Raw genomic sequence first — 24,070 nt, forward strand, 5'->3', positions numbered from 1 at the left:
AGGCATCCAGCATGACCCAACCCACGTTCATCCGGCGAGTAGTCGGCCGGCGGCCCCGCTTACTGGACCTGTTCTGCTGCCAGGGCGGCGCCGGCAAGAACTACGACGACGCCGGGTTCGACATGACCGGCGTCGCCAAGGGGCCCCAGCCTCGCTACCGCGCCGCACTCGCCCACCTCGCCCCCGCGCTGGAGGTGGCGGCATGAACGAGCACCTGCGCACCGCTCTCGAACTGGCCGCCTCGCGTATTCCGGTGCTGCCGCTGCGGGCGAGGAAGGTCCCGTTCGGCAACTGCCGGCGCTGCGCGGACAACGCGTGCGGCGGCCGGCCGAACATGAAGAACCCCGGACCGTGCGCTTGCCCTGGCCCTTGCCACGCGTGGGCCGCCGCGACCACCGACCCGCACGGCATCACTTCCGGGCCCTGGCGCCGCGCGTGGTTGCAGGCCGAGGCGGTCGCCTACCACCCCGGCGGGGCCGGTCTGACGGTCGTAGACCTGGACAACGCCGACGCGATCGCATGGGCCCGCGAGCATCTGCCGGCCACGCAGGTCGTGCCCACCAGCCGGGGTGAGCACTGGCTCTACCTCGGTGCGATGCAGTCCGCGAACGCCGTCCGCCCCGGCGTGGATATCAAGTCCACCATGGCCTACGCCCGCTGGCTTGGATTCGGCACCGGCGCCATGGTCTATCTGCCGGATGCCGTGCGCACCCTGGTCGGGAACAGGCCCGCCACGGTTCGGCCCGCATCACCGGCCGTCACCGCGACCGCACCGGCCGGGAGCGCGGAGTGCCCTCACCGCACGCCCGCCTACCTCGAACGCGGCATCGCCATGGCGGAGCAGCGCATCACCGAGGCCCGCAGCCAGGTGCACGCCACCGTCTACAGCGCCTTCCTGGCGGTGCTGTCTGTGCACGGCCGGTGCGGCTGCCTCACCGACGCCCACGTTGCCCGGCTGTTCGCCGCCGCGCAGGCCAAGGGGGAATCGCCCCGGCACTGCACCGACGCATGGACCAACGCCCGAACCAGGTTGGGACTGTGACCATGGCCGACGACGACAAGACCCCTGCCCGCGAGGTCATCACCGACTACGCGCAAGCGCACTTCCGGTACTTCCGCACCGCCGACGGAACCGTGTACGCGCAGAGGAACGGCCACCCCGTGGCCCGCCCGATCCGTTCACAGGGCACCACGGGCAGCCACCGCCAGGAACTCATGGTCGGCCTGTTCAAGGACGGACTGGGCGTGTTCACCGGCACCGCCCTCAAGGAGGCATTGGACCTGATCGAAGCGCTCGCGCTGACCGAGGACGTGCAGCCCGTCCACATCCGCGTCGCCCCCGGATTCGGCGGGGCGACCTGGCTCGACCTGGGACGCAGCGACGGGCAGTCCGTCCGCATCCACCCCACCGGTTGGGACATCGCCGTCCCCGACCCGCACGAGGTGTGCTGGCGGCGCACCCAGCTCACCGGGGAACTGCCCCTGCCGGCCAAGGACACCAACGGCAAGGGCATCGATCTCCTGCTGCGGCTGTGCAACTTCGCCACGGCCGAGACCGAATGCCTGGCCATCGCATGGCTCATCGGCTGCCTCGGGCCTTCCGTGCCCGTCCCCGCGCCGTTCCTCACCGGCCCCCAGGGCGCGGGCAAGTCCACCGGCGGACGGATGCTCGTGCGGGTCATCGAGGGCATGAGCGGCGACTTGCGCCGCGCCCCGAAGGACGAAGAGAACCTGACCACAACCGTCGCGGCCGGCTGGGTCACCGCCCTGGACAACCTCTCCCACATGCCCCCCGACCTGTCCGACGCCATGTGCCGTATCGTCACCGGCGCCGAGGACGTCAAACGCGCCCTGTTCACCGACGGGGACGTCTTCCGCGTTTGCTACCGCCGCCCCCTGCTCCTGACCGGCATCGACGTCGGCGTCATCAAGCCCGACCTCGCCGAACGGCTCCTGCCGCTGCGGCTGGAACGGCCCAAGGTCCGGCGCACCGAAGCCGAACTGTGGGCCGAGTATGAGGAGGCCCTGCCAGTCATCCTCGGATCCCTGCTCGACCTCACGGTCAAAGTCCGCGCAGCACAGGCGGACATCCCCACCGACCTACGCATGGCCGACTTCGCCCACCTGTGCGCCCAGCTCGACGCAGCCACCGGTCTTGGAGCACTCACCGCCTACCGGGCCAGCCTGGACGACCTCAACGACGACGTGATCGAGGGCGACCTGTTGGCGCAGACGGTACTCAAGCACGCCGCCGGCCTGGAGCCGGGGGCAGAACAACAGATGACCTCTTCCGAGTGGCTGCACTGCCTCACCGGCCTCTACAGCGGCGAGGAGTGCCGTCCCCTGCCTAAAGGGTGGCCGACAACCGGCAAGGTGCTCTCCGACCGTCTCAAGCGTCTCCAACCCACCCTCGCCGCCCGAGGCGTCCTGATCGACTGGGGCCGCACCCGAGAGGCCCGGTACATCGAGATCACCCGATCCCCGGCCACGTCGCCCTCTCACGAGCAGCAACCGGCGTTCTGAACAGCATCACCGCCGGACGCCCGGCACAAGCAAGAAGAGCACCCCGGCCCGCGTGCTCTTCTTGCTGTTCGGCGGCAACGCCGCCGCTCCATAGGTGTGCCGCAACGCGGCTCCTTCTTCACGCGCTGAGCCGCACCGCACCACAACAGACTCCCCCCTCTCTTGTCCGAAGTAGAGAGACGCTGCGTCACCTGCGTCACCCAAGACCGGCAAACAGCCCCTGTCCAGCCGCAAAAGCCGTGACGCAGACGGGCAGCGGCTCCGTCACTTCGCGTCACCCGCGTCACGGGTGACGAAAGCCTGCGTCACCCGATGACGCACCTTGCCCTGCCTCCGTCACGCATACCGGCACGTCAGCGCCGCCCATGACGCGGATGACGCGGTGACGCAGAAATCCCCGCTTCGGACAGACGGACCCCGCGGAACCAAGACGCCCTCGACGGCTGAGGAGCCATCGGAATGGCCAACAGCAAGATGCTCAAGCTCCCCGAAGTCCTGGAAGAGATCGGCATGAGCCGCGCCGCCTTCTATCGAATGCGCGCCCGAGGTCAAGCGCCCAAGCTCCGAAAGCTCCCCAACGGCCAGGTCCGTGTCAGCCGCGCCGACCTGGACGCGTGGTGGGAGAGCTGCACCGAGCACGCCGCCTGACCTGCACCACCCATCGGGCCCGCCCTTCCAGGGGCGGGCCCTTTCGCTGCCTGGAGAGCAATGCCCTTCACGTACGACGTTCGCGTCTACAGCATCGAAACCCGCCGCGACCGCCCGAAGCCCTACCGCGTCCGCTGGCTTGTCGGCCCCCAGAAGCACTCCAAGAGCTACACCGTCAAAGCGCAGGCAGACGGCCGCCGATCCGAGCTGATGACCGCTCTCCGCAAGGGCGAACAGTTCGACGTGGAGACCGGCCTGCCCGCCTCGGAGCTCCGCGCGCTGAACGGCTCTGTGACCTGGTACGAGCACACCCGGGCATACGTCGCCGGCAGATGGGACCGCCTCCCGGCCAAGTCTCGCCGCAACGATGCCGACGCACTCGCCACCATCACGCCCGTGCTGGTTAAGGCCACGGCCGGCCGCCCGGCGCCCAGAGTGCTGCGCAGGGCCCTGTACGGCTGGGCGTACAACAAGAGCCGTTGGGCCCAAGAGCCTCCCGCCGAAGTGGCTGACGCTCTTCGCTGGGTGGAGAAGAATTCCGTGGCCATCTCAGCGCTTGAAGACCCTGCGACGCTCCGCACGGCGCTCGACGCCCTGTCGAGGCTGCTCGACGGCTCTCCCGCTGCGGGACGTACCGCCCGCCGCAAGCGAGCCTGCCTGAGCGACGTTCTCGGGCTCGCGGTCGAACGGAGGTACTTCACGATCCCCGTGAACCCCCTGACCACGGTGAAGTGGACGGCACCGAAGTCCACCGAGGAAGTTGACCCGGCGAGTGTCGCCAATCCGCGCCAAGTGCGGGAGCTGCTCGAAGCGGTACGCGCTCAGGGGGAGCGCGGCGCGCACCTCGAAGCCTTCTTCGGGTGCCTCTACTACGCCGCCATGCGCCCTGCCGAAGCTGTGGGCCTGAAGGCGTCACAGTGTCACCTGCCCAAGCGCGGGTGGGGCCACCTCACGCTTCGCGGCGGCATCGTCCATGCCGGCCATGACTGGACGGACGACGACCGGGCCCACCAAGAGCGCCACCTCAAGGCCCGAGCGGTCCGCGACTCACGAGTGGTGCCAATCCCACCGCACTACGTCGCGATGCTCCGGTGGCACGTCGAGCGATACGGTGCGGCACCCGATGGCCGCCTGTTTCGCACGAGCCGCGGCGGTGTGATTCAGGACACGGGATACGGCGAGGTTTGGGTGGAAGCTCGGAGCGCTGCCCTGTCTCCCTTCGAGGTGACGTCGCCGCTCGCCCGCCGACCGTATGACCTGCGATGTGCCGGGGTGTCCTTCTGGCTCTTCTCCGGTGTCGACCCCATGGAGGTGGCGCGTAGGGCCGGGCACTCCGTGGCCGTGCTCCTGCGGGTCTACGCGAAGGTTCTTGCACAGGCCCAGGACCGAGCGAACCGCCAGATTGAGGCTGGCCTGCGGGAATGGCATTGAGAGAGCGCCTCCCCCGGGGGACGCCTGGGGGACACACGCTGATCAGGGACGGGCCACACCTGAGACCAGGTGAGACAAGCCTCGCTTTTCGATCATCGTTCGAATCGACGTGTTCGAATATGAAAGAACCCCCTCCGTGCTGCGTTTCCGCAGTTCGGAGGGGGTTCCCTCAAGTGTGGCGGCGCCAGGATTCGAACCTGGGAAGGCTGAGCCGGCAGATTTACAGTCTGCTCCCTTTGGCCGCTCGGGCACACCGCCGGGGTGGCCACCAGATCGAACCGCTTTTCGGCGGTGCCCCCTGGCGACGACGTAAACAATACCCGATACGCGGGGGTGCTTCGCCACCCGGTTGATCTCCGCCTCTCGGCTCGCGGGATGGCTAGGCTGGTGCGGATGCGGCCCGGTGTCACGTCGGGCCGCAGGCCGCCGCCGCGCACGCCGGCACGCACCGATACGCACCCGATACGCACCCCGATACAAGGAGCCACAGGACATGGCCGACTCCAGTTTCGACATCGTCTCGAAGGTCGAGCGGCAGGAGGTCGACAACGCCCTCAACCAGGCCGCCAAGGAGATCTCGCAGCGCTACGACTTCAAGGGCGTGGGTGCCTCGATCTCGTGGTCCGGGGAGAAGATCCTCATGGAGGCGAACTCCGAGGACCGGGTGAAGGCTGTCCTCGACGTCTTCCAGTCCAAGCTGATCAAGCGCGGTATCTCGCTGAAGGCGCTGGACGCGGGCGAGCCCCAGCTGTCCGGCAAGGAGTACAAGATCTTCGCGTCGATCGAGGAGGGCATCTCCCAGGAGAACGCGAAGAAGGTGGCGAAGATCATTCGCGACGAGGGCCCGAAGGGCGTGAAGGCCCAGGTCCAGGGTGACGAACTGCGCGTCTCCTCCAAGAGCCGGGACGACCTGCAGGCCGTGATCGCGCTGCTGAAGGGCAAGGACTTCGACTTCGCGCTGCAGTTCGTGAACTACCGGTAGGAACCGCCAGGACACCACCGGCAGGACACCGAGGAACCGACAGCAACAACAGCCGTACATCCGCGACAGCACGGAAGGTGGGCGCCCCCGAGCGGTGCCCGCCCTTCCGTGCTGTCGTCGCGCGGTTCATTGCCGCTTGACCGCGTGTTCGCGGCCTGTTGACGAGGAGGACGCCGACGGTCCACCACCCGGTTCCGGCGGTCAGTAGGGTGCGGCGCATGACAACTTCCGGCACCGCACTGCGACGCACCCTCGGCGTGCGGGACGCCGTGATCGTCGGCCTCGGCTCGATGGTCGGGGCCGGCGTGTTCTCGGCCCTGGGGCCGGCCGCGCGCTCGGCCGGATCGGGGCTGCTGCCCGGGCTGGCGCTCGCCGCGGTGGTGGCCTACTGCAACGCCATGTCCTCGGCCCGGCTGGCCGCCCGTTATCCGGCCTCCGGCGGGACGTACGTGTACGGACGGGAACGGCTGGGCCCCTTCTGGGGCTATCTCGCGGGCTGGGCCTTCGTGGTCGGCAAGACGGCGTCCTGCGCGGCCATGGCGCTCACCGTGGGCGCCTATGTCTGGCCGGGGCAGGCGCACGCGGTGGCGGTCGCGGCCGTGGTCGCCCTCACGGCCGTGAACTACGGCGGGATCCAGAAGTCGGCGTGGCTGACGCGCGTGATCGTGGCGGTGGTGCTGGCCGTCCTCGCGGCCGTGGTGGTCGTGTGCCTGGCATCCGGGCGGGCCGACGCCGGACGGCTGGACACAGGGATGTCGTCGGGCGCGGGCGGGGTGCTCCAGGCGGCGGGGCTGTTGTTCTTCGCCTTCGCCGGGTACGCACGGATCGCGACCCTCGGGGAGGAGGTACGGGATCCGGCGCGCACCATTCCGCGTGCGATCCCGCTGGCCCTGGGGATCGCACTCGTCGTGTACGCGTGCGTGGCCGTCGCGGTGCTCGCCGTCCTCGGTGCGGACGGGCTCGGGCATGCGGCGGCACCGCTGGCCGACGCGGTACGGGCGGCCGGTGCGCCGGGGCTCGTGCCGGTGGTGCGGGTCGGGGCGACGGTGGCGGCGCTCGGCTCACTGCTGGCCCTGATCCTCGGCGTCTCCCGTACGTCGCTCGCCATGGCCCGGGACGGGCATCTGCCGGGGGCGCTGGCGGCCGTGCATCCGCGGTTCCAGGTGCCGCACCGGGCGGAGCTCGCCGTGGCCGCGGTGGTCGCCGTACTGGCCGCGACGGTCGACGTGCGCGGCGCGATCGGCTTCTCCTCCTTCGGCGTGCTCGCCTACTACGCCGTCGCCAACGCCTCCGCCTGGACCCTGAGTCCGGCCCCGTCGGCCCGTGCGGTGCCCGTGGTGGGCCTGCTGGGCTGCGCCACGCTGGCGTTCGCGCTGCCCGCCGTCTCGGTGTCCGTGGGGGCGGGCGTGCTCGCCGTGGGGGCGGCGGCCTACGGCGTACGACGGTGGGTGCGGCGACGACGCGCCGGGTGACGCCGTAGACAGATCGTTCCCGAACGTTCCTGAACGTTCCCGATCAAGCCACAAAGGTGCTGCGGTTCTGCCCGAACGCCTGACGCGCTGATACTTGTGGCAGCAGGCATGCCGACGGAGAGACCTGGAGAGGTACCGATCATGAAGGTGTTCAACCTGCTGCTCAACATCCTGTGGCTCGTCTTCTGCGGCTTCTGGATGGCGATCGGTTATCTCATCGCTGCCCTGATCTGCTTCGTCCTGATCGTCACCATCCCGTTCGGCATCGCGTCGCTGCGCATCGCCGGCTTCGTCCTGTGGCCGTTCGGCCGGACCACCGTGGAACGGCCGGACGCGGGGGCCGCCTCCTTCATCGGCAACGTGCTCTGGGTGATCTTCGCGGGATGGTGGCTGGCACTGGCCCACCTGATCACGAGCATCCCGCTGTTCCTGTCGATCATCGGGATCCCCTTCGGCTGGGCGAATCTGAAGCTCATCCCGATCTCGCTCATGCCGCTCGGACGTGAGGTGGTTCCGTCGGACCAGGGTTTCGCCGGACGCTGACCCTCTGGGGTGTCCTGTGGCTCTCAAGGCATCCCTGGCCGCGGCCCTCTCTGTCGACCTGCGCGCGGGTGTCTCGGTCCAAGCGCCGTAGCCGGGCAGCTCGCCCGCGGGGTCCGCTGCGACTTGGCAGCCGGTCATGACCCTGCTCGTGTCCGGCACACGCCGCGCTCCGGTTCCACGGCTTCGACTTCGGCATACCAGCCCTCTTCGGTCGGTCTCAGCGCCGAAACCGACTCCGGGGTTCGCCCCAGCAGCTCGGCGAGCGGCGGGACGGGGCCGTCACCGGTGACGGCCTGCCAGCTGCTCCAGCCGGGCGATGCGCTCCGCCATCGGCGGGTGCGTGGAGAACATCTTGGTCAGCCCCTGACCTGCGCGGAACGGGTTGGCGATCATCATGTGGCTTGCCGTCTCGATCCGCGGCTCGGGCGGCAGCGGGAGCTGCTGGGTGCCGGCCTCCAACTTGCGAAGGGCACTGGCGAGGGCCAGCGGGTCGCCGGTGAGCTGGGCGCCGGAGGCGTCCGCCTCGTACTCGCGGGAGCGGCTGATGGCCAGCTGGATGAGGCTGGCGGCGAGCGGGCCGAGGATCATGATCAGGAGCACGCCGAGCAGACCGGGACCCTCGTCGTCGTCCGAGCGGCCGACCGGGATCAGCCAGGCGAAGTTCACCAGGAACATGATCACCGAGGCGAGCGCGCCGGCCACCGAGGAGATGAGGATGTCCCGGTTGTAGACGTGGCTGAGCTCATGGCCGATGACGCCCCGCAGCTCGCGCTCGTCCAGCAGGCGCAGGATGCCCTCGGTGCAGCACACGGCCGCGTTGCGCGGGTTGCGGCCCGTGGCGAAGGCGTTGGGGGCCTCCGTCGGCGAGATGTACAGCCGGGGCATGGGCTGGCGGGCCTGCGTGGACAGCTCGCGGACCATGCGGTACAGCGCCGGGGCCTCGAACTCGCTGACCGGTCGGGCGCGCATCGCGCGGAGCGCCAGCTTGTCGCTGTTCCAGTAGGCGTACGCGTTCGTGCCGAGGGCCACCAGGACCGCGACCACCAGACCGGTGCGGCCGAAGAAGCTGCCGATGACGATGATGAGTGCGGACAGTCCCCCGAGGAGTACTGCGGTCCTGAGCCCGTTGTGCCGGCGGTGCACCGTGCGCCCTCCAAGTCGTGCAGCTGGGGAACACTTTGGTCCAGTGGACCCTCCCGCTTGTGACAACGCCAGGCGGCAGCTGCGAGTTCCCTGATGGCTGCGTGTGCGCGCCGGCGTCGTACGGGTGAGGGCGCGCGTACGGCCACGCGCGCGTGGAGGCCACGGGTGCCCCACGCGCGCGTGGCCGGGCCCTCAGAACAGTCCGGTCGCCGCGAAACGGAGGACCAGCTGGGGTGCTCCGGACAGGGCGACGCCGAGCACGCCGGTGAGGGTGAGGGCGGCCGTGAGGGGGGCCGGGACGCGGTGCCGGGCGGGTTCGCCCTCGGGGGCGCGGAACAGCAGGGCCGTCCACTGCAGGTAGTAGAAGAGGGCGATCACCACGTTGACTGCCATGACGACGGCGAGCCAGCCGAGGCCCGCATCCACGGCCGCCGAGAACACGGTGACCTTGGCGAACAGCCCGATGATCCCCGGCGGCAGCCCGGCCAGGCACAGCAGGAAGAACGCCAGCAGGAGCGCGGTGAGCGGGTTGGTGGCGTACAGGCCCCGGTAGTCGCTGATCCGGTTCAGGGCCCGGCTGCGGCCCACCACGGCGGCCACCGCGAACGCGCCGAGGTTCACTGCGCCGTACATCAGCGCGTAGGCCACCGTGGAGCCGATCGCCTTCTGCGGGTCCCTGGCGTAGCCGGCGGCGGCGATCGGCACCAGCAGATAGCCGGCCTGGCCGACGGAGGACCAGGCGAGCAGCCGTACGGCGCTGTACGCGCGCGTGGCCTGCTGGCGCAGGGCGCCGACGTTGCCGACGGTCATGGTGAGCGCGGCCAAAGCGGCAAGGGCGGGGCCCCAGACGTCGGCGTACGACGGGAACGCGACGACGGTGACGAGGATCAGCCCGGAGAAGCCGACCGCCTTGCCGACGACCGACAGGTACGCGGCGACGGGCAGCGGCGCGCCGACGTAGGTGTCGGGCACCCAGAAGTGGAAGGGGACGGCGGCCGTCTTGAAGGCGAAGCCGATCAGGGTGAGGACGACGCCCGCTTGCGCGAGCGTGTGCAGCTGTCCGCCGACGTGGGGCAGGCGCTGGGCGACCTGGGTGAGGTAGAGGGTGCCGGTGGAGGCGTAGACGAAGCTGATGCCCATCAGGCTGACCGCGGTGGCCGTCACCGAGGACAGGAAGAACTTCAGGGCGGCCTCGGAGGACCGCTCGTCGCCGTGCCGGATGCCGACGAGGGCGAAGGCGGGCAGGGAGGCGACCTCCAGGGCGACGATCAGGGTGGCCAGGTCCCGGGAAGCCGGCAGCAGGGCGGCACCGGCCGCCGAGGACAGCAGCAGGAACCAGAACTCGCCCGGCGGGACGCGCCGCTGGTCGTCCGTGAGGTTCGTGACGGACAGCAGGGCCGCGAGGAGCGCGCCGCCGAGGACGAGGAACTGGATGACGAGGGTGAAGTGGTCGGCGGTGTAGCTGCACGCGCGCGTGGCGCCGCCGGTCAGGCAGAACGTGCTGCGGTCGCCGTCGAGGAGGGGCAGGAGCATCAGCACGGCCACGGCCAGTCCCGCGACCGAGACCCATCCGAGGACGGCCTTGCGGGCCTCGGGCAGGAACAGGTCGGCGACCAGGACGCCGAGTCCCACCGCGGCGGCGATGACCGGCGGGGCGACGGCGAGCCAGTCGACGGACTGGACCAGCGACTCGGCGAGGGGCTGGGCGCTCATCGGGTGCCTCCTGCGAGGAGCTGGTGCACGGCCGGGTCGGTCAGGCCGAGCAGCGTCCTCGGCCACAGTCCGGCGACGACGGTGAGGGCGACGAGCGGGGTCCAGGCTGCGAACTCGTAGCCGTGGACGTCGGCGAGCTTCGGAACCTCCTGTTCCGCGCCGCCCATGCACACGCGGCGGACCACGATCAGCATGTACGCGGCCGTCAGCAGGGTGCCGAACGCGCCGATCGCCATGAAGGTGAGGAAGGCAGGCCGACTGAGGTCGGCGGCGGGCTTGAACGCGCCGAACAGGGCCAGCATCTCGCCCCAGAACCCGGCGAGACCGGGCAGGCCGAGGGAGGCGACCGCGCCGAACGCGAGCAGCCCGCCGAGGCGTGGCGCCTTGCCGTACAGGGCGAGGCCCGTCTCCTCGGCGAGGGTGTCCAGGTCGGTCGTCCCCGTGCGGTCCTTCAGCGCGCCGACCAGGAAGAAGAGCAGGCCGGTGATGAGGCCGTGGGCGATGTTGGCGAACAGGGCGCCGTTGACGCCGGTCGGGGTCATGGTGGCGATGCCCAGCAGGACGAAGCCCATGTGGCCGACGGAGGAGTAGGCGATCAGCCGCTTGAGGTCGCCCTTGGCGCCGCGCTTGGCCAGGGCCAGGCAGGCCAGGGACCCGTAGATGATCCCGACCACCGCGAATGCGGCGAGGTACGGCGCGAAGGTGTGGAAGCCGTGCGGCGCGATCGGCAGCAGAATCCGGACGAACCCGTACGTACCCATCTTGAGCAGGACACCGGCCAGCAGGACCGAGCCGACGGTCGGCGCAGCGGTGTGGGCGTCGGGCAGCCAGCTGTGCGCGGGCCACATCGGCGACTTCACCGCAAGCCCGATCCCGATCGCCAGAACGGCGATGACCTGCACGGATGCGGTCAGCGACCGGCCGTTGTCAGTGGCGAGTGCCACCATGTCGAACGTGCCCGCCTTGATGCCGATCAGGAGCAGGCCGAGCAGCATGACGACGGATCCGAGCAGCGTGAACAGGATGAACTTCCACGCGGCGTGGGTCCGGCCCTCGCCGCCCCAGCGGGCGATGAGGAAGTACATCGGGATGAGCACCATCTCGAACGCGAGGAAGAACAGCAGCAGGTCGAGGACGGCGAAGGTCGCCAGGGTGCCGGACTCGAGCAGGAGCAGCAGCGCGACGAACGCCTTCGGGGAGCCGCCCGCGGGCGGCTTGAAGTAGGAGTACAGCGCGCAGAGGAAGGTCAGCAGCGCGGTCAGGACGACAAGGGGGAGGGAGATGCCGTCGATGCCGAGGTGGATCCGCACGTCGAGTGCGGGGATCCAGCTGATGTCGGTCGTGGCCTGCATCCTCGACGGATGGCCCTGGTCGAAGCCGAGCGCGAGGACGATCGCGGCGATGAGGATCGCGCCGGTCACGGTCACGCCGTGCCGCAGCACGGCCTGTTCGGGCGACTTCCCCTTCAGCCCGGGCGGGGCAGGGAGGAGGGCGGCGACGGCGCCGAGGAGCGGGCCGACGACGACGAATGCCAGAAGGAACTGCATCACGGACTCGTTGATATCGATCACGCCTGCTCACGCTCCCGTGGCGACGAGGACGACGGCGACCGCCAGGACGACGGTGCCGGCGAGCAGCGCGCTCACATAGGTCTGCACATTGCCGGTCTGGGCGCGCCGTACGGCGGCCCCGAGCAGCCGGGGCAGGCCGGCCGCGCCCTGTACGTAGGTCTCGACGACCTCGCGGTCGAGGAACCGGACGAGGCTCGCTCCGGCCTGCACCGGGCGGACGAACAGCGCCGCGTACACGGCGTCCAGGTGGAAGCCGACGGCCGCGTGGCGGCGCAGCGGGCCGAGCAGCAGCCGCGAGGGGTCCGCCGGGTCGGGCGCGTAGGCGATGTCGCCGTAGGCCGGCGCGTGGGTGGCGATGGCCTCGGCCTCGACCAGCCCGGCGTCCTGCTCCGGATGGGCGGCGACCGCGCCCAGCGGGACCCGGGCGGCGAGCTGGGTGGTGCGCTGCCAGGCGCCGTAGGTGAGCAGCCCGCCGACCAGGGCGAGGCCCGTGCCGAGGATGGAGGTGAGCAGGGTCGGGGTCAGGTCGCGGCCGTCGAACCAGCCGGGCAGCGCGCGGTAGGCGAGCCCGCCGAAGGCGAGGGACGGGACGGCGAGGACCCACAGCACCACGGTCATCGTCAGCGGCTGGCGGCCGTGGTCGGGGGCCTCGGCGCCCCGGCCGCGGAAGGCCAGCAGCCACAGCCGCGTCGCGTAGGCGGCGGTGAGCAGGGCGGTGAGCAGACCGGCGACGAGGACGATCCAGCCGGCGGCGCAGGGGGCGTGGTCCGGGTGGCCGTCCACCACGTGCTCGGCGGCGCCGAGGACGGACTCCTTGGAGAAGAAGCCGCTGAACGGCGGGATCGCGGCGAGTGCGAGGAGCGCCACGGTCATCGTCCAGTAGGCGTCCGGGACGCGGTCGCGCAGGCCGTGCATGCGGGACATGGCGGCCAGTGAGTTGGTGCCGGCGGCGTGGATGATCACGCCGGCCGCGAGGAACAGCAGCGCCTTGAAGGCGCCGTGGGACAGGAGGTGGAAGACGGCGGCACCCCGGTCGCCGACGGCGAGGGCGCCCGTCATGTAGCCGAGTTGGCCGATCGTCGAGTAGGCGAGGACGCGCTTGATGTCGTCCTGGGCGAGCGCGGCGAGACCGGAGCCGACCATCGTGACGGCGGCCATGACGGCCAGCACGAGCATCGCGGCCTGGGAGGCCTCGAACACCGGAAGGAGGCGGGCGACGAAGTAGACACCGGCGGCGACCATCGTCGCGGCGTGGATCAGCGCCGAGACGGGCGTGGGGCCCGCCATCGCGTCCGGGAGCCAGGTGTGCAGCGGGAACTGCGCCGACTTGCCCGCGACGCCCGCGAGGAGCAGCAGGGCGACCACCGTCGGATGGTGCAGGTTGCCGCTCGCGACGGCGCCGAGGACGCGCGTGATCCGGAACGAGCCGGCGTCGGTGGCGAGCGCGAACAGGCCGATGAGGAACGGCACGTCGCCGAGCTTGGTGACCAGGAAGGCCTTCAGGGAGGCGGCGCGGGCCTCGGGGGTCTCCCAGTAGTGGCCGACCAGGAAGTAGGAGCAGATGCCCATGACTTCCCAGCCGACCAGCAGCACGATCAGATCGCCGGAGTAGACGACCAGGAGCATCGCGGAGGTGAACAGGGAGACGAGGGCGGCGTACGAGGGGTAGCGCGGGTCGTCGCGCAGATACCCGGTCGAGTAGATCTGCACGCAGGCCGCGACGAACGCGACCAGGATCGCGACGAGCGCGGCGAAGCCGTCGATGTGCAGGGCCAGCTCGATCGGGACCGAGCCGGTGGGTGTCAGCTCGGTGTGCGCGGTGATGGCCTGGTCGCCGCCCTGGCGTACGGCGACCAGCGCGGCCAGGACGAGCGAGGCCAGCGGCGGCAGCACGGCGAGCGGGCGGACGAACCTGGGCGCGGTGCGGCCGAGCAGCAGTCCGGCCGCGGCGCCGAGGAACGGCAGGAGGGGGACGAGGACGGCGAGGGTGGTCGTGGTCACGCGGTGGCCTCAGCCTTCTCGGCCGCGGAGGAGCCCGGTCCCTCGGTGCCGGGTCCCTCGGCGGTGTCGCGGAGCTTGTCGATGTCGGAGGTGCCGCGGTTGCGGTAGACGGCGAGCACGATCGCCAGGCCGATGCCGATCTCGGCGGCGGCGATGGTGATGGTGAACAGGGTCAGCGCCTGGCCGGAGTGCAGGGTGTCCCTGGCGGCCCGGCTGAGCCAGACGTCGAAGGCGACGAGGTTGAGGTTGACGGCGTTGAGCATCAGCTCGACCGACATCAGGACCAGGATCGCGTTGCGGCGGGCGAGGACACCGTACAGGCCGGTGCAGAACAGGAGGGCGGAGAGTACGGCCGGGTAGGCGAGGTGCATCAGCGGGCGCCTTCCTGCTCGACCGGGTGAATTCCGGAATCCGTGACGGAGGGGGAACTCTCGGTGACACCCCGGGAGTTCACATGGGGAGGGTTCGACTCCGCCTTCGCCTTGCGGGACAGGACGATCGCGCCGACCAGGGCCGCGAGGAGCAGCACGGACAGAGCCTCGAAGGGCAGCACCCAGTTGCGGAACAGGCTCTCGCCGGTGACCCGTGTGGAGCCGGCGGCCGGGCCGTTCAGGTCGATCCAGGTGGTGCGGAAGGCGTCGACGACCACCCACACCAGGGCGACGGCGGCGGCGACCGCGACGGTCAGGGCGGCCCAGCGGTTGCCGGAGTCGGCGTCCGGGGAGCGGCCGATGGGGGCCTTGGTGAGCATCAGACCGAACAACAGGAGGACGACGACGGAACCGACGTAGATCAGGACCTGCACCCAGGCGATGAACTCGGCCGTGAGCAGCAGGTATTCGACGGCGAGGCCGCCGAGCGAGACCACCAGCCACAGAGCGGCGTGCACCAGCTGGCGGGTGGTGACGGTGACCAGTGCGGCGCCGAAGGTGACCAGCCCGACCAGGAGGAAGGCGATCTCGACGCCGGTCGGGGACAGGAAGCCGGGGTGGCCCGCGGCCAGGCTCACGGTCGGGGCGAGGCTCACGACGCGCCCTCCTGCGGCTCATGCTGCTCGGCCTGTGCGGCCGCCAGCTTCTCGGCGGTCTTGCGGGCGGCGGCGATCTCCTTCGGCTCCTCGGCGGCGGGGTCGAGGGCGGGCGGGGCCGGAACGGTCCACATCCACTCGCGGAGCTTGTCCCGCTCGTGGGTGAGGTCGCGGATGTCGGTCTCGGCGTACTCGAACTCCGGGGACCAGAACAGCGCGTCGAAAGGACATACCTCGATGCAGATACCGCAGTACATGCACAGGGAGAAGTCGATGGCGAACCGGTCGAGGACGTTGCGGCTGCGCTCGCGGCCGCCGGGGGCGGCGGGCGGGACCGTCTCCTTGTGGGAGTCGATGTAGATGCACCAGTCCGGGCACTCACGGGCGCAGAGCATGCAGACCGTGCAGTTCTCCTCGAACAGGCCGATCACACCGCGGGTGCGGGGCGGCAGTTCGGGCTGGGCGTCCGGGTACTGCTCGGTGACCGTCTTCCTGGTCATCGTGCGGAGGGTGACGGCCAGGCCCTTGGCAAGGCCGGAGCCGGGAATGGGGGCCATCAGGAGATCACCACCTTGACGATGCCGGTGAGGGCGATCTGGGCGAGGGAGAGGGGGACGAGCAGGGTCCAGGACAGCTTCTGGAGCTGGTCCTCGCGGAGGCGCGGGTAGGTGACGCGGAGCCAGATGACGAGGAAGGCGAGGATCGCGGTCTTCAGCAGGGTCCACAGCCAGCCCAGGCCGTCGTGGCCCCAGGGGCCGTGCCAGCCGCCGAGGAAGAGGACGGTGGTCAGGCCGCACAGGACGACGATCCCGGCGTACTCGGCGAGGAGGAAGAGTGCGAACCGCAGCCCGGTGTACTCGGTGTACGCGCCGAAGATGATCTCCGAGTCGGCGACCGGCATGTCGAACGGCGGGCGCTGCAGCTCGGCGAGTCCGGCGACGAAGAAGACGACCGCGCCGACGATCTGCCAGGGTACCCACCACCAGTGGAAGGCGTGCAGGATGCCGGGCAGGGAGACGGTCCCCGCCGCCATCGCCACCGAGGCGGCGGCGAGCAGCATCGGCAGTTCGTAGGCGAGCAGCTGGGCAGCCGTGCGCAGGCCGCCGAGCAGGGAGAACTTGTTCGCGCTGGCCCAGCCGGCCATGAGCGAGCCGAGCACGCCGACGCCCATCACCGCGAGCACGAAGAACACACCCGCGTCCAGGACCTGACCGACGGCGCCCTCGCTGGGGCCGATCGGGATGGCGAGCAGTACGAGGAGGTACGGCAGCAGAGCGACGGCGGGGGCGAGCTGGAAGACGCGGCGGTCCGCGCCTGCCGGGACCACGTCCTCCTTCTGCGCGAACTTCACGCCGTCCGCGATGAGCTGGGCCCAGCCGTGGAAGCCGCCCGCGTACATCGGGCCGAGGCGGCCCTGCATGTGCGCCATCACCTTGTGCTCTGTCTGGCCGACGATCAGCGGGAAGGTGAGGAAGACGACGAACACGACCAGCAGTCGCAGGGCGACGTCCAACACGCCGTTCACTGCGGGCCTCCTGCGGGGTTGTCGTCGTTGGGGTCGGTGCCGGAGTCGGGGTTGGTGCCGGGATTCGGGGTGGAGTTGTCGGGGGTGGCGGGCTCGTCGCCGGGGGTGGAGTCGTCACCGGTGGCGGCGGGCGGTTCAGGTTGCTGCTCGGCCTGCCGGGGTTCGGCGGGGGTCCGCTCGGGCTCGGCGGGGGCCTGCCCGGGTTCAGCGGGGGTCCGCTCGGGCTCAGCAGGGCCCTGCCCGGGCTCGGCGGGGGTCCGCTGCGGTCGCTCCGGGCCCCGCCGAGAGTCCGCAGGGACCTGCCCGGATTCAGCGGGAGTCTGCTCGAACTCGGCAGGGCCCTGCCCGGGCTCGGCGGGGGTCCGCTGCGGTTGCTCCGGGCTCCGCCGAGGGGCCACAGGGGGCTGCTCGGGCTCCGCCCGGGCCCCCTCGGGCTCTGCAGGGCTCCGCCTGGGTTCTGCGGAAGCCGGCTCGGACTCCGCCGAGCTGCCAGGCCTCCGCTCGGGCTCCGCGGACGTCAGCTCAGGGTCCGCCGGGACCTGTTCGGGCCTCTCGGACGTCCGCTGCGGCTCAGCCGAGCCCTGGTTGGGCTGTGCGGCGGTCCGTTCCGGCTCCTCCGGCGCCTGTTCGGATGCCTTCGGGACCCCTTCGGCCTCCACCGGGACCCCTTCGGCCTCCACTGGGATCTCTTCGGCCTCCGCCGGGGCCCGTCCGGGCTCCTCGAAGGCCGGGCGGGCGTGGTGCCATGGGGCGTCCGAGCTGCGCGGAGCCGGGCTCCGGCGCGCGGGACGAGCTGCGGTGTCCGGCGCCGCCGACTCACGAGGAGCCGGGGCCGCCCGCTCGCCCGTAGCCGGGGCCGTCGGCTCCGGGGTCTGGGCTCGCTGTGTGGCCGAGTCTTCCGAGGCGCTGCGGGCGCGGCGCGGACGGGCCGGGGCGGTACTGGGTTCGTGGGCCACGGAGGCCTCGGCGGCCGGGCCTTCCGCCGCTTCGGCACCCGTCGCGTCGCGCTCGGCTGCGGTCTGCTTGAGCTCGGCCGCGTCCTGAGGTGCGCGCGTCTGGCTCACCGAGCCCTCGCCGGCGCTCCGCATCCGCCGCGGCCGGGCACCGGCAGCACCCGCAGCCCCGGCGGCCCCGGCAGTCCCGCTGGTCCCAGCAACTCCGGCAGCCCCAGCAGTCCCGCTGCTCCCCACAGCTCCGGCAGCGCCAGCAGCCTCGGCGGCCCCGGCCTCGGTCACAGCTCCGGCAACGTCGTCTGTCTGGCTGGCCGAGCCCTGTGCCGCCGTACGGGTCCGTCGTACCGGTCGGTCGCCGGCCGCGCCCGCGCGAGCTGCCGGGCGTTCGCCCGCCGCGCGGCCCGCGCCGCGCGCCGGGCGGGCCGGGGCAGGGGGCAGCTGGCCCTTCAGGGGGCCCCACTCGTTGGGGTCGGGGACGCCCGGGGGGAGCATCTGGCGGCGCTTCGGGCCGCCGTGCTCGGACTCGCCGGGCTCCTTGGCGCCGGGCCAGGCCTTGGCGACGCGCGCGGCGAGGACGAAGTCCTTGCGGAGCGGGTGGCCCTCGAAGGCCTCCGGGAGGAGCAGGTGCTCCAGCCCCGGGTGGCCCTCGAACAGCACGCCGAACATCTCGTGGGTCTCGCGCTCGTGCCAGGCGGCGCCCGCGTAGACGCCGACGGCGGAGGGCAGCGTCGGCGCCTCGTGCGGGACGGTCGTACGGACGAGGAGGCGGCGGACCGGGCCCAGGGCGACGACGTGGGCGGAGACACGGAAACCCGTGCCCGGTTCGTCGACCGCGCTCAGCCAGTCGAAGTAGGTGCAGCCCAGGGTCGTACGGGCCGTCTCCAGGGCGGTGAGCCAGGAGGACGGCGGCACGTCCACGGTCAGGAGGTCGTAGGACTCCTCGGCCGTGGCGTCCGTACCGAAGAGGTCCTCGACCGGGGCGGGCAGCCAGCCGACGGTGCTCATCGGCCATCCCCCTCACCGGCGGGGGCGGGCGGCTTCACCAGGTCGCTGGTCAGCGCGGCCGCGGACGGGCGGGACTCGCCGTACCGCTCCCCCAGCGACTCTCGGGCGATCTTCTCCTGGAGCTTGAGGATGCCCTGGAGCAGCGCCTCGGGGCGCGGCGGGCAGCCGGGGACGTACACGTCCACCGGGATGATCTGGTCGACGCCCTTGGTGACGGAGTAGGAGTCCCAGTAGGGGCCGCCGCAGTTGGAGCAGGCGCCGAAGGAGATGACGTACTTCGGCTCGGGCATCTGCTCGTACAGGCGCTTGACGGCCGGGGCCATCTTGTCCGTGACCGTGCCCGACACCACCATCAGGTCCGCCTGGCGGGGCCCGGGTGCGAACGGGATCACGCCGAGGCGGATGAAGTCGTGGCGGGCCATCGACGCGGCGATGAACTCGATCGCGCAGCAGGCGAGGCCGAAGTTGAAGACCCAGAGCGAGTAGCGGCGTCCCCAGTTCAGGACCACCTTCATCGGCTCGGGGGCCAGGCGGGCCAGGGCGCCGAGCCGCTTGGGCTCCGGCAGGTAAACGGGCTCCGGGTTCACGTCCATGCCAGGACGCCCTTCTTGTATGCGTACAGCAGGCCCACGGCGAGGAAGCCGAGGAAGACGAACATCTCCACGAGCGTCGTCGCGCCGTAGCCGGGGGCGGCGAAGACCGTCGCCCAGGGGAACAGGAAGATCGAGTCGACCGCGAAGATCACGTACAGGAAAGCGTAGACGTAGTAGCGGACCTGGGTGTGGGCCCAGCCCTCGCCGACGGGGTCGACGCCGCACTCGTAGGTCAGGAGTTTCTCGGGGGTCGGCACGACCGGGCGCAGCAGACGGCCCGCGCCGAAGGCGACGGCGACGAACAGCACGCCGATGAGGGCGAGCAGGCCCACCACCGAGTAGGACCGGAAGTAGCCGGCGGCGATGACGTTCGCCGCGGCGGCCGTCGAGTTCCCCAACGTCTCCCGCACCGTCCGTCCCTCGCTCTCTGACCTCGTGACCTTAGTGAACTCGTGCACCCTCGGACGCCCTCGTGCACGAGGGCGCACTCTGTGATGCAGCGTGATTCGAGGATCTGTACGCACGGGAGTCTAGGCCCTGATAAAGAACCGGTAAGCAGCCAGTCACGCCATGGGGCAGGTGGAGGAGCCGGGCGAGGCGTGCGGGGTGGGGTTTTCCCCCGTCGGCGCAGGGCGGCGAACCGCATGGCGCGCAGGGTGCCGGGCACGGCAGGCTGACCGGTATGACCGCTACCAGCTCCGCCGCCGGCCGGGCCGACGACACCGACCGTCTCCCGCCCATCCGGCCGGCGTACGACGCGCACACATGGAAGGAGATCCTGCATCTCCTGCTGAACCTGCCGGTGACGGTGTTCGGGTTCGTCTACGCGATCACCGTGCTGTCCGTGGGCGGGGGCCTGACGATCACTGTCATCGGTCTTCCGCTGCTCGCGCTCAGCCTGCTGGGTGCCCGGCAGCTGGGGAAGCTGGAGCGGGCCCGCGCGCGACGGCTGCTCGGGGTGCGCGTGGAGGAGCCGACTCCGCTGCCGCTCGCGAAGGGCGGCGGGCTCACGCAGCGGCTGTGGATGGCGCTGAAGGACCCGGTGGGCTGGCGGACCCTGCTGTACGACCTCATCCGGCTGCCCTGGGGCATCCTCACCTTCTGCACCGTGCTGACCTCGCTGTTCGTGCTGTGGCCGGTGCTGCCGTACCTGGCGCGGGGCCTGGCCAACGTGGACCGCTTCATGGTGCGCGGGCTGCTGTCGCCCTCGGACGAGCTGGAGCGCCGTATCGCCGAGCTGGAGTCGGACCGCGGGGTCGTGGTCGACACGGCCGCCGCCGATCTGCGGCGCATCGAGCGGGACCTGCACGACGGCGCCCAGGCACGGCTGGTCAACCTGGCCATGGGTCTCGGTCTGGCCAAGGAGAAACTGCTGGAGGATCCCGACTCGGCGGCGGCGATGGTGGAGGAGGCGCACGGCGAGGTGAAGCTGGCCCTGCAGGAGCTGCGCGACCTCGCCCGCGGCATCCATCCGGCCGTACTGACCGACCGGGGCCTGGACGCGGCCCTGTCCTCGGTCGCCACCCGCTGCACGGTGCCGGTGAAGGTGACCGTGGACCTCCCGGACCGCCCGGCGCCGGCCATCGAGGGCATCGCCTACTTCACGGTCTCCGAACTGCTGCAGAACATCAGCAAGCACAGCCGGGCCCGCTCCGCCTCGGTCGACGTGTGGCGCGCGGCGGACCGGCTGCTCATCCAGGTCCGGGACGACGGCCGGGGCGGCGCCCGCCTCGAGGGCGGCACCGGCATGCGCGGCCTCGCGGACCGGCTGGGCGCGGTGGACGGCCTGTTCGTGCTCGACTCCCCAGCGGGCGGCCCGACGGTGGTCACGGCCGAGCTGCCGTGGCGGGACCGGACGGAATAGCCGACGGCTTCGTATGCGGTGCGGCGGCCGCGGTTCCGCATGCGGGTGCGGCGGCCAGGGCTCCGTGGGGGTACGGCGGCCAGGGCGGCTCCCATGCGGGTACGGCGGCGAGGGCTCCCGGCGGGTACGGCGGCTGCGCCCCCAGGGGCGCGGGGCTGCGTCTGCTGCGCGGCTGCCGCCGCGTGGGCGCGAGCGACCCAACGCCCCCGCAGCCGCCCCACGGCGGAACCCCCACGGCGATCGCACACCACGCCACCGAAACCCAACCGCACCAAGAAACCAACCGCACCGGTCAAACGGCCCGACCGCCGGAGGCAGGAGGTGGGGAAAACCCCCGCTCCAAGACGCCGACGGACTCCATGGCCCGGAGACCCCCGCCGCACGACCCTGGAGTTGCGGCTGAACCGCCGCCGGGACGAGGAGAACGGGACGGAATCGATGGCCACGGAGTACGGACACGGGTACGGATACGGGGAGGAACAGTCCGCCGGGACCGGCCATCGGCTGCCCCCCGCACTGCGGGCGCCGTTCGAGGCGCGCAGCTGGCGCGAGTTCGGCTATGTCCTGCTGAGCCTGCCGCTCTCGATCGTGCTGTTCACCTGGACGGTGACCATGGCGTCGCTCGGCGCGGGCCTGCTGGTGACCTTCCTCGGCGTCCCGGTGCTCGCGGCGGCGCTCGCCGGCTGCCGCGGCTTCGGCGCGCTGGAGCGGGCGCGGGCGCGCGGGCTGCTGCGCCTGGAGGTGGCCGAGCCGGAGCCGCTGCGGATGCGCAAGCCGGGCGCGCTGGCCTGGATGGGCGCCGTACTCAAGAGCGGCACGTCCTGGCGGAACCTGCTGTACACGCTGGTGCAGTTCCCGTGGGCGGTGTTCTCGTTCTCGGTGGCGGTGAGCCTGTGGACGATGGGCTGGACGCTGCTGACCTACCCGCTGTGGTTCTGGGTCTTCCCGGCCTACGCCGGCCAGGGCGGCATCCAGCTGTACGGCGACGAGCACCACAGCGTCTATCTCGACAACCCCTTCGAGATCACCGTGACCGCGCTGGTCGGGCTGCTGTTCACGCTGGCAACGCCGTGGATCGTACGGGCCCTGACGACGGTGGACGGGCTGATGGTGCGGGGCCTGCTGGGGCCGTCGCCGCTGTCGGCGCGGGTGGTGGAGCTGGAGTCGGACCGCGGGGTCGTGGTCGACACGGCCGCCGCCGATCTGCGGCGCATCGAGCGGGACCTGCACGACGGCGCCCAGGCACGGCTGGTCACCCTGGCCATGGACCTGGGGCTGGCGAAGGAGAAGCTCCACGAGGATCCGCAGGCGGCGGCGCGGATGGTGGACGAGGCCCACGGCGAGGTGAAGACGGCGCTGCAGGAGCTGCGCGACCTCGCCCGCGGCATCCATCCGGCCGTACTGACCGACCGGGGCCTGGACGCGGCCCTGTCCTCGGTCGCCTCCCGCTGCACGGTGCCGGTGCGGGTGGAGGTCGATCTGCCGGCCCGCCCGGCCCCGGCCATCGAGGGCATCGCCTACTTCACGGTCTCCGAACTGCTGCAGAACATCAGCAAGCACAGCCGGGCCCGCTCCGCCGCGGTCGACGTGTGGCGCGCGGCGGACCGCCTGATGCTGCAGGTCACCGACGACGGCGTCGGCGGCGCGGACGCCTCCCGCGGCTCGGGCCTGGCCGGTCTCGCCGGCCGCCTGGACGCGGTGGACGGCGTCCTCGTGGTGGACTCCCCGGCAGGCGGCCCCACCCGGGTGATCGCGGAACTGCCCTGGCGAACCTGACGCGAGGGCCTGAAACCGTCGAAGTCCCACCGATCGATGACCGACCCGCGAACCGCGACCCGCGACCCGCGACCCGCGACCCGCTGTGATGAAGATCCCGTACCCACCGCACCAGCGCCGTCCCGCCCCACCTCGGAGGCGGGATTGTGCTGATGCGGCGAGCGGCGCGTACCGGATGCTGGAATGCTGGACCTTCGTACGCTCGAATGCCGGACCTCCGTACGGACGACAGTCGTCGGGGGCCGGATCGGGATCAGGATCGGGATCGGGGGCCGGGAGATCGTGGAGGACAGGGTGCGCGTGGTCATCGCCGAGGACTCAGTGCTGCTCAGGGAGGGCCTGACCCGGCTGCTGACCGACCGCGGGCACGATGTCGTGGCCGGCGTCGGGGACGCGGAGGCCCTGGTGAAGACCATCGCCGACCTGGACGCACAGGGCGAGCTGCCCGACGTCGTGGTCGCGGACGTACGGATGCCGCCGACGCACACCGACGAGGGCGTCCGGGCGGCCGTACGACTGCGGAAGGCGCATCCGGGGCTCGGCGTGCTGGTGCTGTCGCAGTACGTGGAGGAGCGCTACGCCACCGAACTGCTGGCCGGTTCCAGCCGGGGCGTGGGCTATCTGCTCAAGGACCGGGTCGCCGAGGTGCGCGAGTTCGTTGACGCGGTCGTGCGGGTGGCCGAGGGCGGTACGGCGCTGGACCCCGAGGTGGTCGCGCAGCTGCTCGGCCGCAGCCGCAAGCAGGACGTGCTGGCGGGGCTGACCCCGCGGGAGCGCGAGGTGCTGGGGCTGATGGCGGAGGGGCGCACGAACTCGGCGATCGCCCGGCAGCTGGTGGTCAGCGACGGAGCCGTGGAGAAGCACGTCAGCAACATCTTCCTGAAGCTCGGGCTGGCGCCGAGCGACGGGGACCACCGGCGTGTTCTGGCCGTGCTGACCTATCTGAACTCCTGACCGAAAGACACTGTGTCAGCAGGGTGTCAGCCGATCCGGCTTCCATGGGAAGGCCGGGTACCCGGATGGAAGGCCGGAGGACACGACCGGGGAAGGACGCGCTGACACCGCAGTGCCATGCCGACTCGAAAGCGCCACAGGCCGACTCGATGTCGTCCAATCTGTGGATGCCCTCGGGAAGGCGACCCTAACCGACGTAGTGTTGATCCTGGGATGGTCTGTGGGACGACCACTCCCCGGACAGCCGCCTCGAAGGAGGTCCAGTTCAGTGACCAGCCAGGTCAGCAGCCAGGCGGAGCAGGCCGACGGAGCCGTCGTCGGAGAACAGCGCAAACCGGGCGGCGTC

The 24,070-nt window shown here is 71.3% G+C and carries 22 protein-coding genes, 1 tRNA gene and 1 pseudogene; 11 read left to right on the forward strand and 13 right to left on the reverse strand.

Annotated features, from left to right (window positions below):
• Positions 1–11 precede the first annotated feature (11 nt).
• The 5 genes and pseudogenes from LMU33_RS17365 to LMU33_RS17385 all read left to right on the forward strand — a co-directional run.
• Positions 12–158: pseudogene (locus LMU33_RS17365) on the forward strand (SAM-dependent methyltransferase); the annotation flags it as partial.
• 44 nt (positions 159–202) lie between these two features.
• A complete protein-coding gene (locus LMU33_RS17370) occupies positions 203–1,042 on the forward strand; it encodes a bifunctional DNA primase/polymerase (protein WP_228621277.1) in 840 nt (279 codons plus the stop codon).
• A gap of 2 nt (positions 1,043–1,044) precedes the next feature.
• A complete protein-coding gene (locus tag LMU33_RS17375) occupies positions 1,045–2,523 on the forward strand; it encodes an AICE element replication initiation protein (protein WP_228621278.1) in 1,479 nt (492 codons plus the stop codon).
• Positions 2,524–2,982: 459 nt separating this feature from the next.
• On the forward strand, positions 2,983–3,171 hold the full coding sequence (locus LMU33_RS17380) for a helix-turn-helix transcriptional regulator (protein ID WP_228621279.1): 189 nt from the start codon (positions 2,983–2,985) through the stop codon (positions 3,169–3,171).
• Between the two features lie 60 nt (positions 3,172–3,231).
• Positions 3,232–4,602 (forward strand): tyrosine-type recombinase/integrase, encoded by a 1,371-nt coding sequence (locus LMU33_RS17385; RefSeq protein ID WP_228621280.1) that lies wholly within the window; start codon positions 3,232–3,234, stop codon positions 4,600–4,602.
• Positions 4,603–4,778: 176 nt separating this feature from the next.
• Here LMU33_RS17385 and LMU33_RS17390 read toward each other — a convergent pair.
• Positions 4,779–4,860, reverse strand: a tRNA-Tyr gene (locus LMU33_RS17390).
• 235 nt (positions 4,861–5,095) lie between these two features.
• Between LMU33_RS17390 and LMU33_RS17395 the strand changes: the two genes are divergently transcribed.
• From LMU33_RS17395 to LMU33_RS17405, 3 genes are all read left to right on the forward strand, one after another.
• Complete coding sequence (locus LMU33_RS17395) at positions 5,096–5,584, forward strand: YajQ family cyclic di-GMP-binding protein (protein WP_030174428.1); 489 nt, start codon at positions 5,096–5,098, stop codon at positions 5,582–5,584.
• A 218-nt stretch (positions 5,585–5,802) separates the two neighbouring features.
• The gene (locus tag LMU33_RS17400; protein WP_228621281.1) at positions 5,803–7,056 is read left to right on the forward strand and encodes an APC family permease; all 1,254 of its coding nucleotides are present in this window, start codon (positions 5,803–5,805) and stop codon (positions 7,054–7,056) included.
• A 141-nt stretch (positions 7,057–7,197) separates the two neighbouring features.
• Positions 7,198–7,599, forward strand: a complete 402-nt coding sequence (locus LMU33_RS17405) for a YccF domain-containing protein (protein ID WP_228621282.1) — start codon at positions 7,198–7,200, stop codon at positions 7,597–7,599.
• 134 nt (positions 7,600–7,733) lie between these two features.
• Here the strand turns inward: LMU33_RS17405 and gvpO are convergent, their stop codons facing one another.
• From gvpO to LMU33_RS17465, 12 genes are all read right to left on the reverse strand, one after another.
• Positions 7,734–7,853 carry a gas vesicle protein GvpO gene (gene gvpO, locus LMU33_RS42010; RefSeq protein ID WP_372477983.1) on the reverse strand — a complete coding sequence of 40 codons (120 nt, stop codon included), beginning with the start codon at positions 7,851–7,853 and terminating at the stop codon, positions 7,734–7,736.
• A 25-nt stretch (positions 7,854–7,878) separates the two neighbouring features.
• Positions 7,879–8,742, reverse strand: coding sequence for a zinc metalloprotease HtpX (htpX, locus tag LMU33_RS17415; protein ID WP_228621283.1), 864 nt, complete (start codon positions 8,740–8,742; stop codon positions 7,879–7,881).
• A 192-nt stretch (positions 8,743–8,934) separates the two neighbouring features.
• A complete protein-coding gene (locus LMU33_RS17420) occupies positions 8,935–10,455 on the reverse strand; it encodes an NADH-quinone oxidoreductase subunit N (RefSeq protein ID WP_228621284.1) in 1,521 nt (506 codons plus the stop codon).
• The gene (locus LMU33_RS17425; protein WP_228621285.1) at positions 10,452–12,026 is read right to left on the reverse strand and encodes an NADH-quinone oxidoreductase subunit M; all 1,575 of its coding nucleotides are present in this window, start codon (positions 12,024–12,026) and stop codon (positions 10,452–10,454) included. The genes LMU33_RS17420 and LMU33_RS17425 overlap by 4 nt, the downstream gene beginning before the upstream one ends.
• A 6-nt stretch (positions 12,027–12,032) precedes the next feature.
• Positions 12,033–14,027, reverse strand: coding sequence for an NADH-quinone oxidoreductase subunit 5 family protein (locus LMU33_RS17430; protein ID WP_228621286.1), 1,995 nt, complete (start codon positions 14,025–14,027; stop codon positions 12,033–12,035).
• Entirely contained in the window at positions 14,024–14,398 is a 375-nt protein-coding gene (nuoK, locus tag LMU33_RS17435; RefSeq protein WP_228621287.1) for an NADH-quinone oxidoreductase subunit NuoK, read from the reverse strand. The genes LMU33_RS17430 and nuoK overlap by 4 nt, the downstream gene beginning before the upstream one ends.
• Positions 14,398–15,036 (reverse strand): NADH-quinone oxidoreductase subunit J family protein, encoded by a 639-nt coding sequence (locus tag LMU33_RS17440; RefSeq protein ID WP_228621310.1) that lies wholly within the window; start codon positions 15,034–15,036, stop codon positions 14,398–14,400. Before LMU33_RS17440 ends, nuoK begins: the two co-directional genes overlap by 1 nt.
• A gap of 14 nt (positions 15,037–15,050) precedes the next feature.
• Positions 15,051–15,611 (reverse strand): NuoI/complex I 23 kDa subunit family protein, encoded by a 561-nt coding sequence (locus LMU33_RS17445; protein WP_228621288.1) that lies wholly within the window; start codon positions 15,609–15,611, stop codon positions 15,051–15,053.
• Positions 15,611–16,579: a complex I subunit 1/NuoH family protein gene (locus tag LMU33_RS17450; protein WP_228621289.1), complete on the reverse strand. Its 969-nt coding sequence runs from the start codon at positions 16,577–16,579 to the stop codon at positions 15,611–15,613. The genes LMU33_RS17445 and LMU33_RS17450 overlap by 1 nt, the downstream gene beginning before the upstream one ends.
• On the reverse strand, positions 16,576–18,537 hold the full coding sequence (locus LMU33_RS17455; RefSeq protein WP_228621290.1) for an NADH-quinone oxidoreductase subunit C: 1,962 nt from the start codon (positions 18,535–18,537) through the stop codon (positions 16,576–16,578). The genes LMU33_RS17450 and LMU33_RS17455 overlap by 4 nt, the downstream gene beginning before the upstream one ends.
• Entirely contained in the window at positions 18,534–19,130 is a 597-nt protein-coding gene (locus LMU33_RS17460; protein WP_228621291.1) for an NADH-quinone oxidoreductase subunit B, read from the reverse strand. The genes LMU33_RS17455 and LMU33_RS17460 overlap by 4 nt, the downstream gene beginning before the upstream one ends.
• Positions 19,121–19,540 carry an NADH-quinone oxidoreductase subunit A gene (locus tag LMU33_RS17465; RefSeq protein WP_228621292.1) on the reverse strand — a complete coding sequence of 140 codons (420 nt, stop codon included), beginning with the start codon at positions 19,538–19,540 and terminating at the stop codon, positions 19,121–19,123. Before LMU33_RS17465 ends, LMU33_RS17460 begins: the two co-directional genes overlap by 10 nt.
• A 272-nt stretch (positions 19,541–19,812) precedes the next feature.
• Between LMU33_RS17465 and LMU33_RS17470 the strand changes: the two genes are divergently transcribed.
• The 3 genes from LMU33_RS17470 to LMU33_RS17480 all read left to right on the forward strand — a co-directional run bounded on the left by LMU33_RS17470 (position 19,813) and on the right by LMU33_RS17480 (position 23,724).
• Complete coding sequence (locus LMU33_RS17470) at positions 19,813–20,994, forward strand: sensor histidine kinase (protein ID WP_228621293.1); 1,182 nt, start codon at positions 19,813–19,815, stop codon at positions 20,992–20,994.
• Between the two features lie 438 nt (positions 20,995–21,432).
• Complete coding sequence (locus LMU33_RS17475; protein ID WP_228621294.1) at positions 21,433–22,770, forward strand: sensor histidine kinase; 1,338 nt, start codon at positions 21,433–21,435, stop codon at positions 22,768–22,770.
• A 294-nt stretch (positions 22,771–23,064) separates the two neighbouring features.
• The gene (locus LMU33_RS17480) at positions 23,065–23,724 is read left to right on the forward strand and encodes a LuxR C-terminal-related transcriptional regulator (RefSeq protein WP_308280789.1); all 660 of its coding nucleotides are present in this window, start codon (positions 23,065–23,067) and stop codon (positions 23,722–23,724) included.
• Positions 23,725–24,070 lie beyond the last annotated feature (346 nt).

Origin of the sequence: Streptomyces barringtoniae (genome assembly GCF_020819595.1) — a bacterium.
GTDB lineage: Bacteria > Actinomycetota > Actinomycetes > Streptomycetales > Streptomycetaceae > Streptomyces > Streptomyces barringtoniae.

Excerpts from the sequence above, each read along its gene's own strand:
- LMU33_RS17370 (WP_228621277.1), top strand. The coding sequence starts at position 203 with ATGAACGAGCACCTGCGCACCGCTCTCGAACTGGCCGCCTCGCGTATT.
- LMU33_RS17375 (WP_228621278.1), top strand. The coding sequence starts at position 1,045 with ATGGCCGACGACGACAAGACCCCTGCCCGCGAGGTCATCACCGACTAC.
- LMU33_RS17380 (WP_228621279.1), top strand. The coding sequence starts at position 2,983 with ATGGCCAACAGCAAGATGCTCAAGCTCCCCGAAGTCCTGGAAGAGATC.
- LMU33_RS17385 (WP_228621280.1), top strand. The coding sequence starts at position 3,232 with ATGCCCTTCACGTACGACGTTCGCGTCTACAGCATCGAAACCCGCCGC.
- LMU33_RS17395 (WP_030174428.1), top strand. The coding sequence starts at position 5,096 with ATGGCCGACTCCAGTTTCGACATCGTCTCGAAGGTCGAGCGGCAGGAG.
- LMU33_RS17400 (WP_228621281.1), top strand. The coding sequence starts at position 5,803 with ATGACAACTTCCGGCACCGCACTGCGACGCACCCTCGGCGTGCGGGAC.
- LMU33_RS17405 (WP_228621282.1), top strand. The coding sequence starts at position 7,198 with ATGAAGGTGTTCAACCTGCTGCTCAACATCCTGTGGCTCGTCTTCTGC.
- LMU33_RS17420 (WP_228621284.1), bottom strand. The coding sequence starts at position 10,455 with ATGAGCGCCCAGCCCCTCGCCGAGTCGCTGGTCCAGTCCGTCGACTGG.
- nuoK (WP_228621287.1), bottom strand. The coding sequence starts at position 14,398 with ATGCACCTCGCCTACCCGGCCGTACTCTCCGCCCTCCTGTTCTGCACC.
- LMU33_RS17445 (WP_228621288.1), bottom strand. The coding sequence starts at position 15,611 with ATGGCCCCCATTCCCGGCTCCGGCCTTGCCAAGGGCCTGGCCGTCACC.
- LMU33_RS17455 (WP_228621290.1), bottom strand. The coding sequence starts at position 18,537 with ATGAGCACCGTCGGCTGGCTGCCCGCCCCGGTCGAGGACCTCTTCGGT.
- LMU33_RS17460 (WP_228621291.1), bottom strand. The coding sequence starts at position 19,130 with ATGGACGTGAACCCGGAGCCCGTTTACCTGCCGGAGCCCAAGCGGCTC.
- LMU33_RS17470 (WP_228621293.1), top strand. The coding sequence starts at position 19,813 with ATGACCGCTACCAGCTCCGCCGCCGGCCGGGCCGACGACACCGACCGT.
- LMU33_RS17475 (WP_228621294.1), top strand. The coding sequence starts at position 21,433 with ATGGCCACGGAGTACGGACACGGGTACGGATACGGGGAGGAACAGTCC.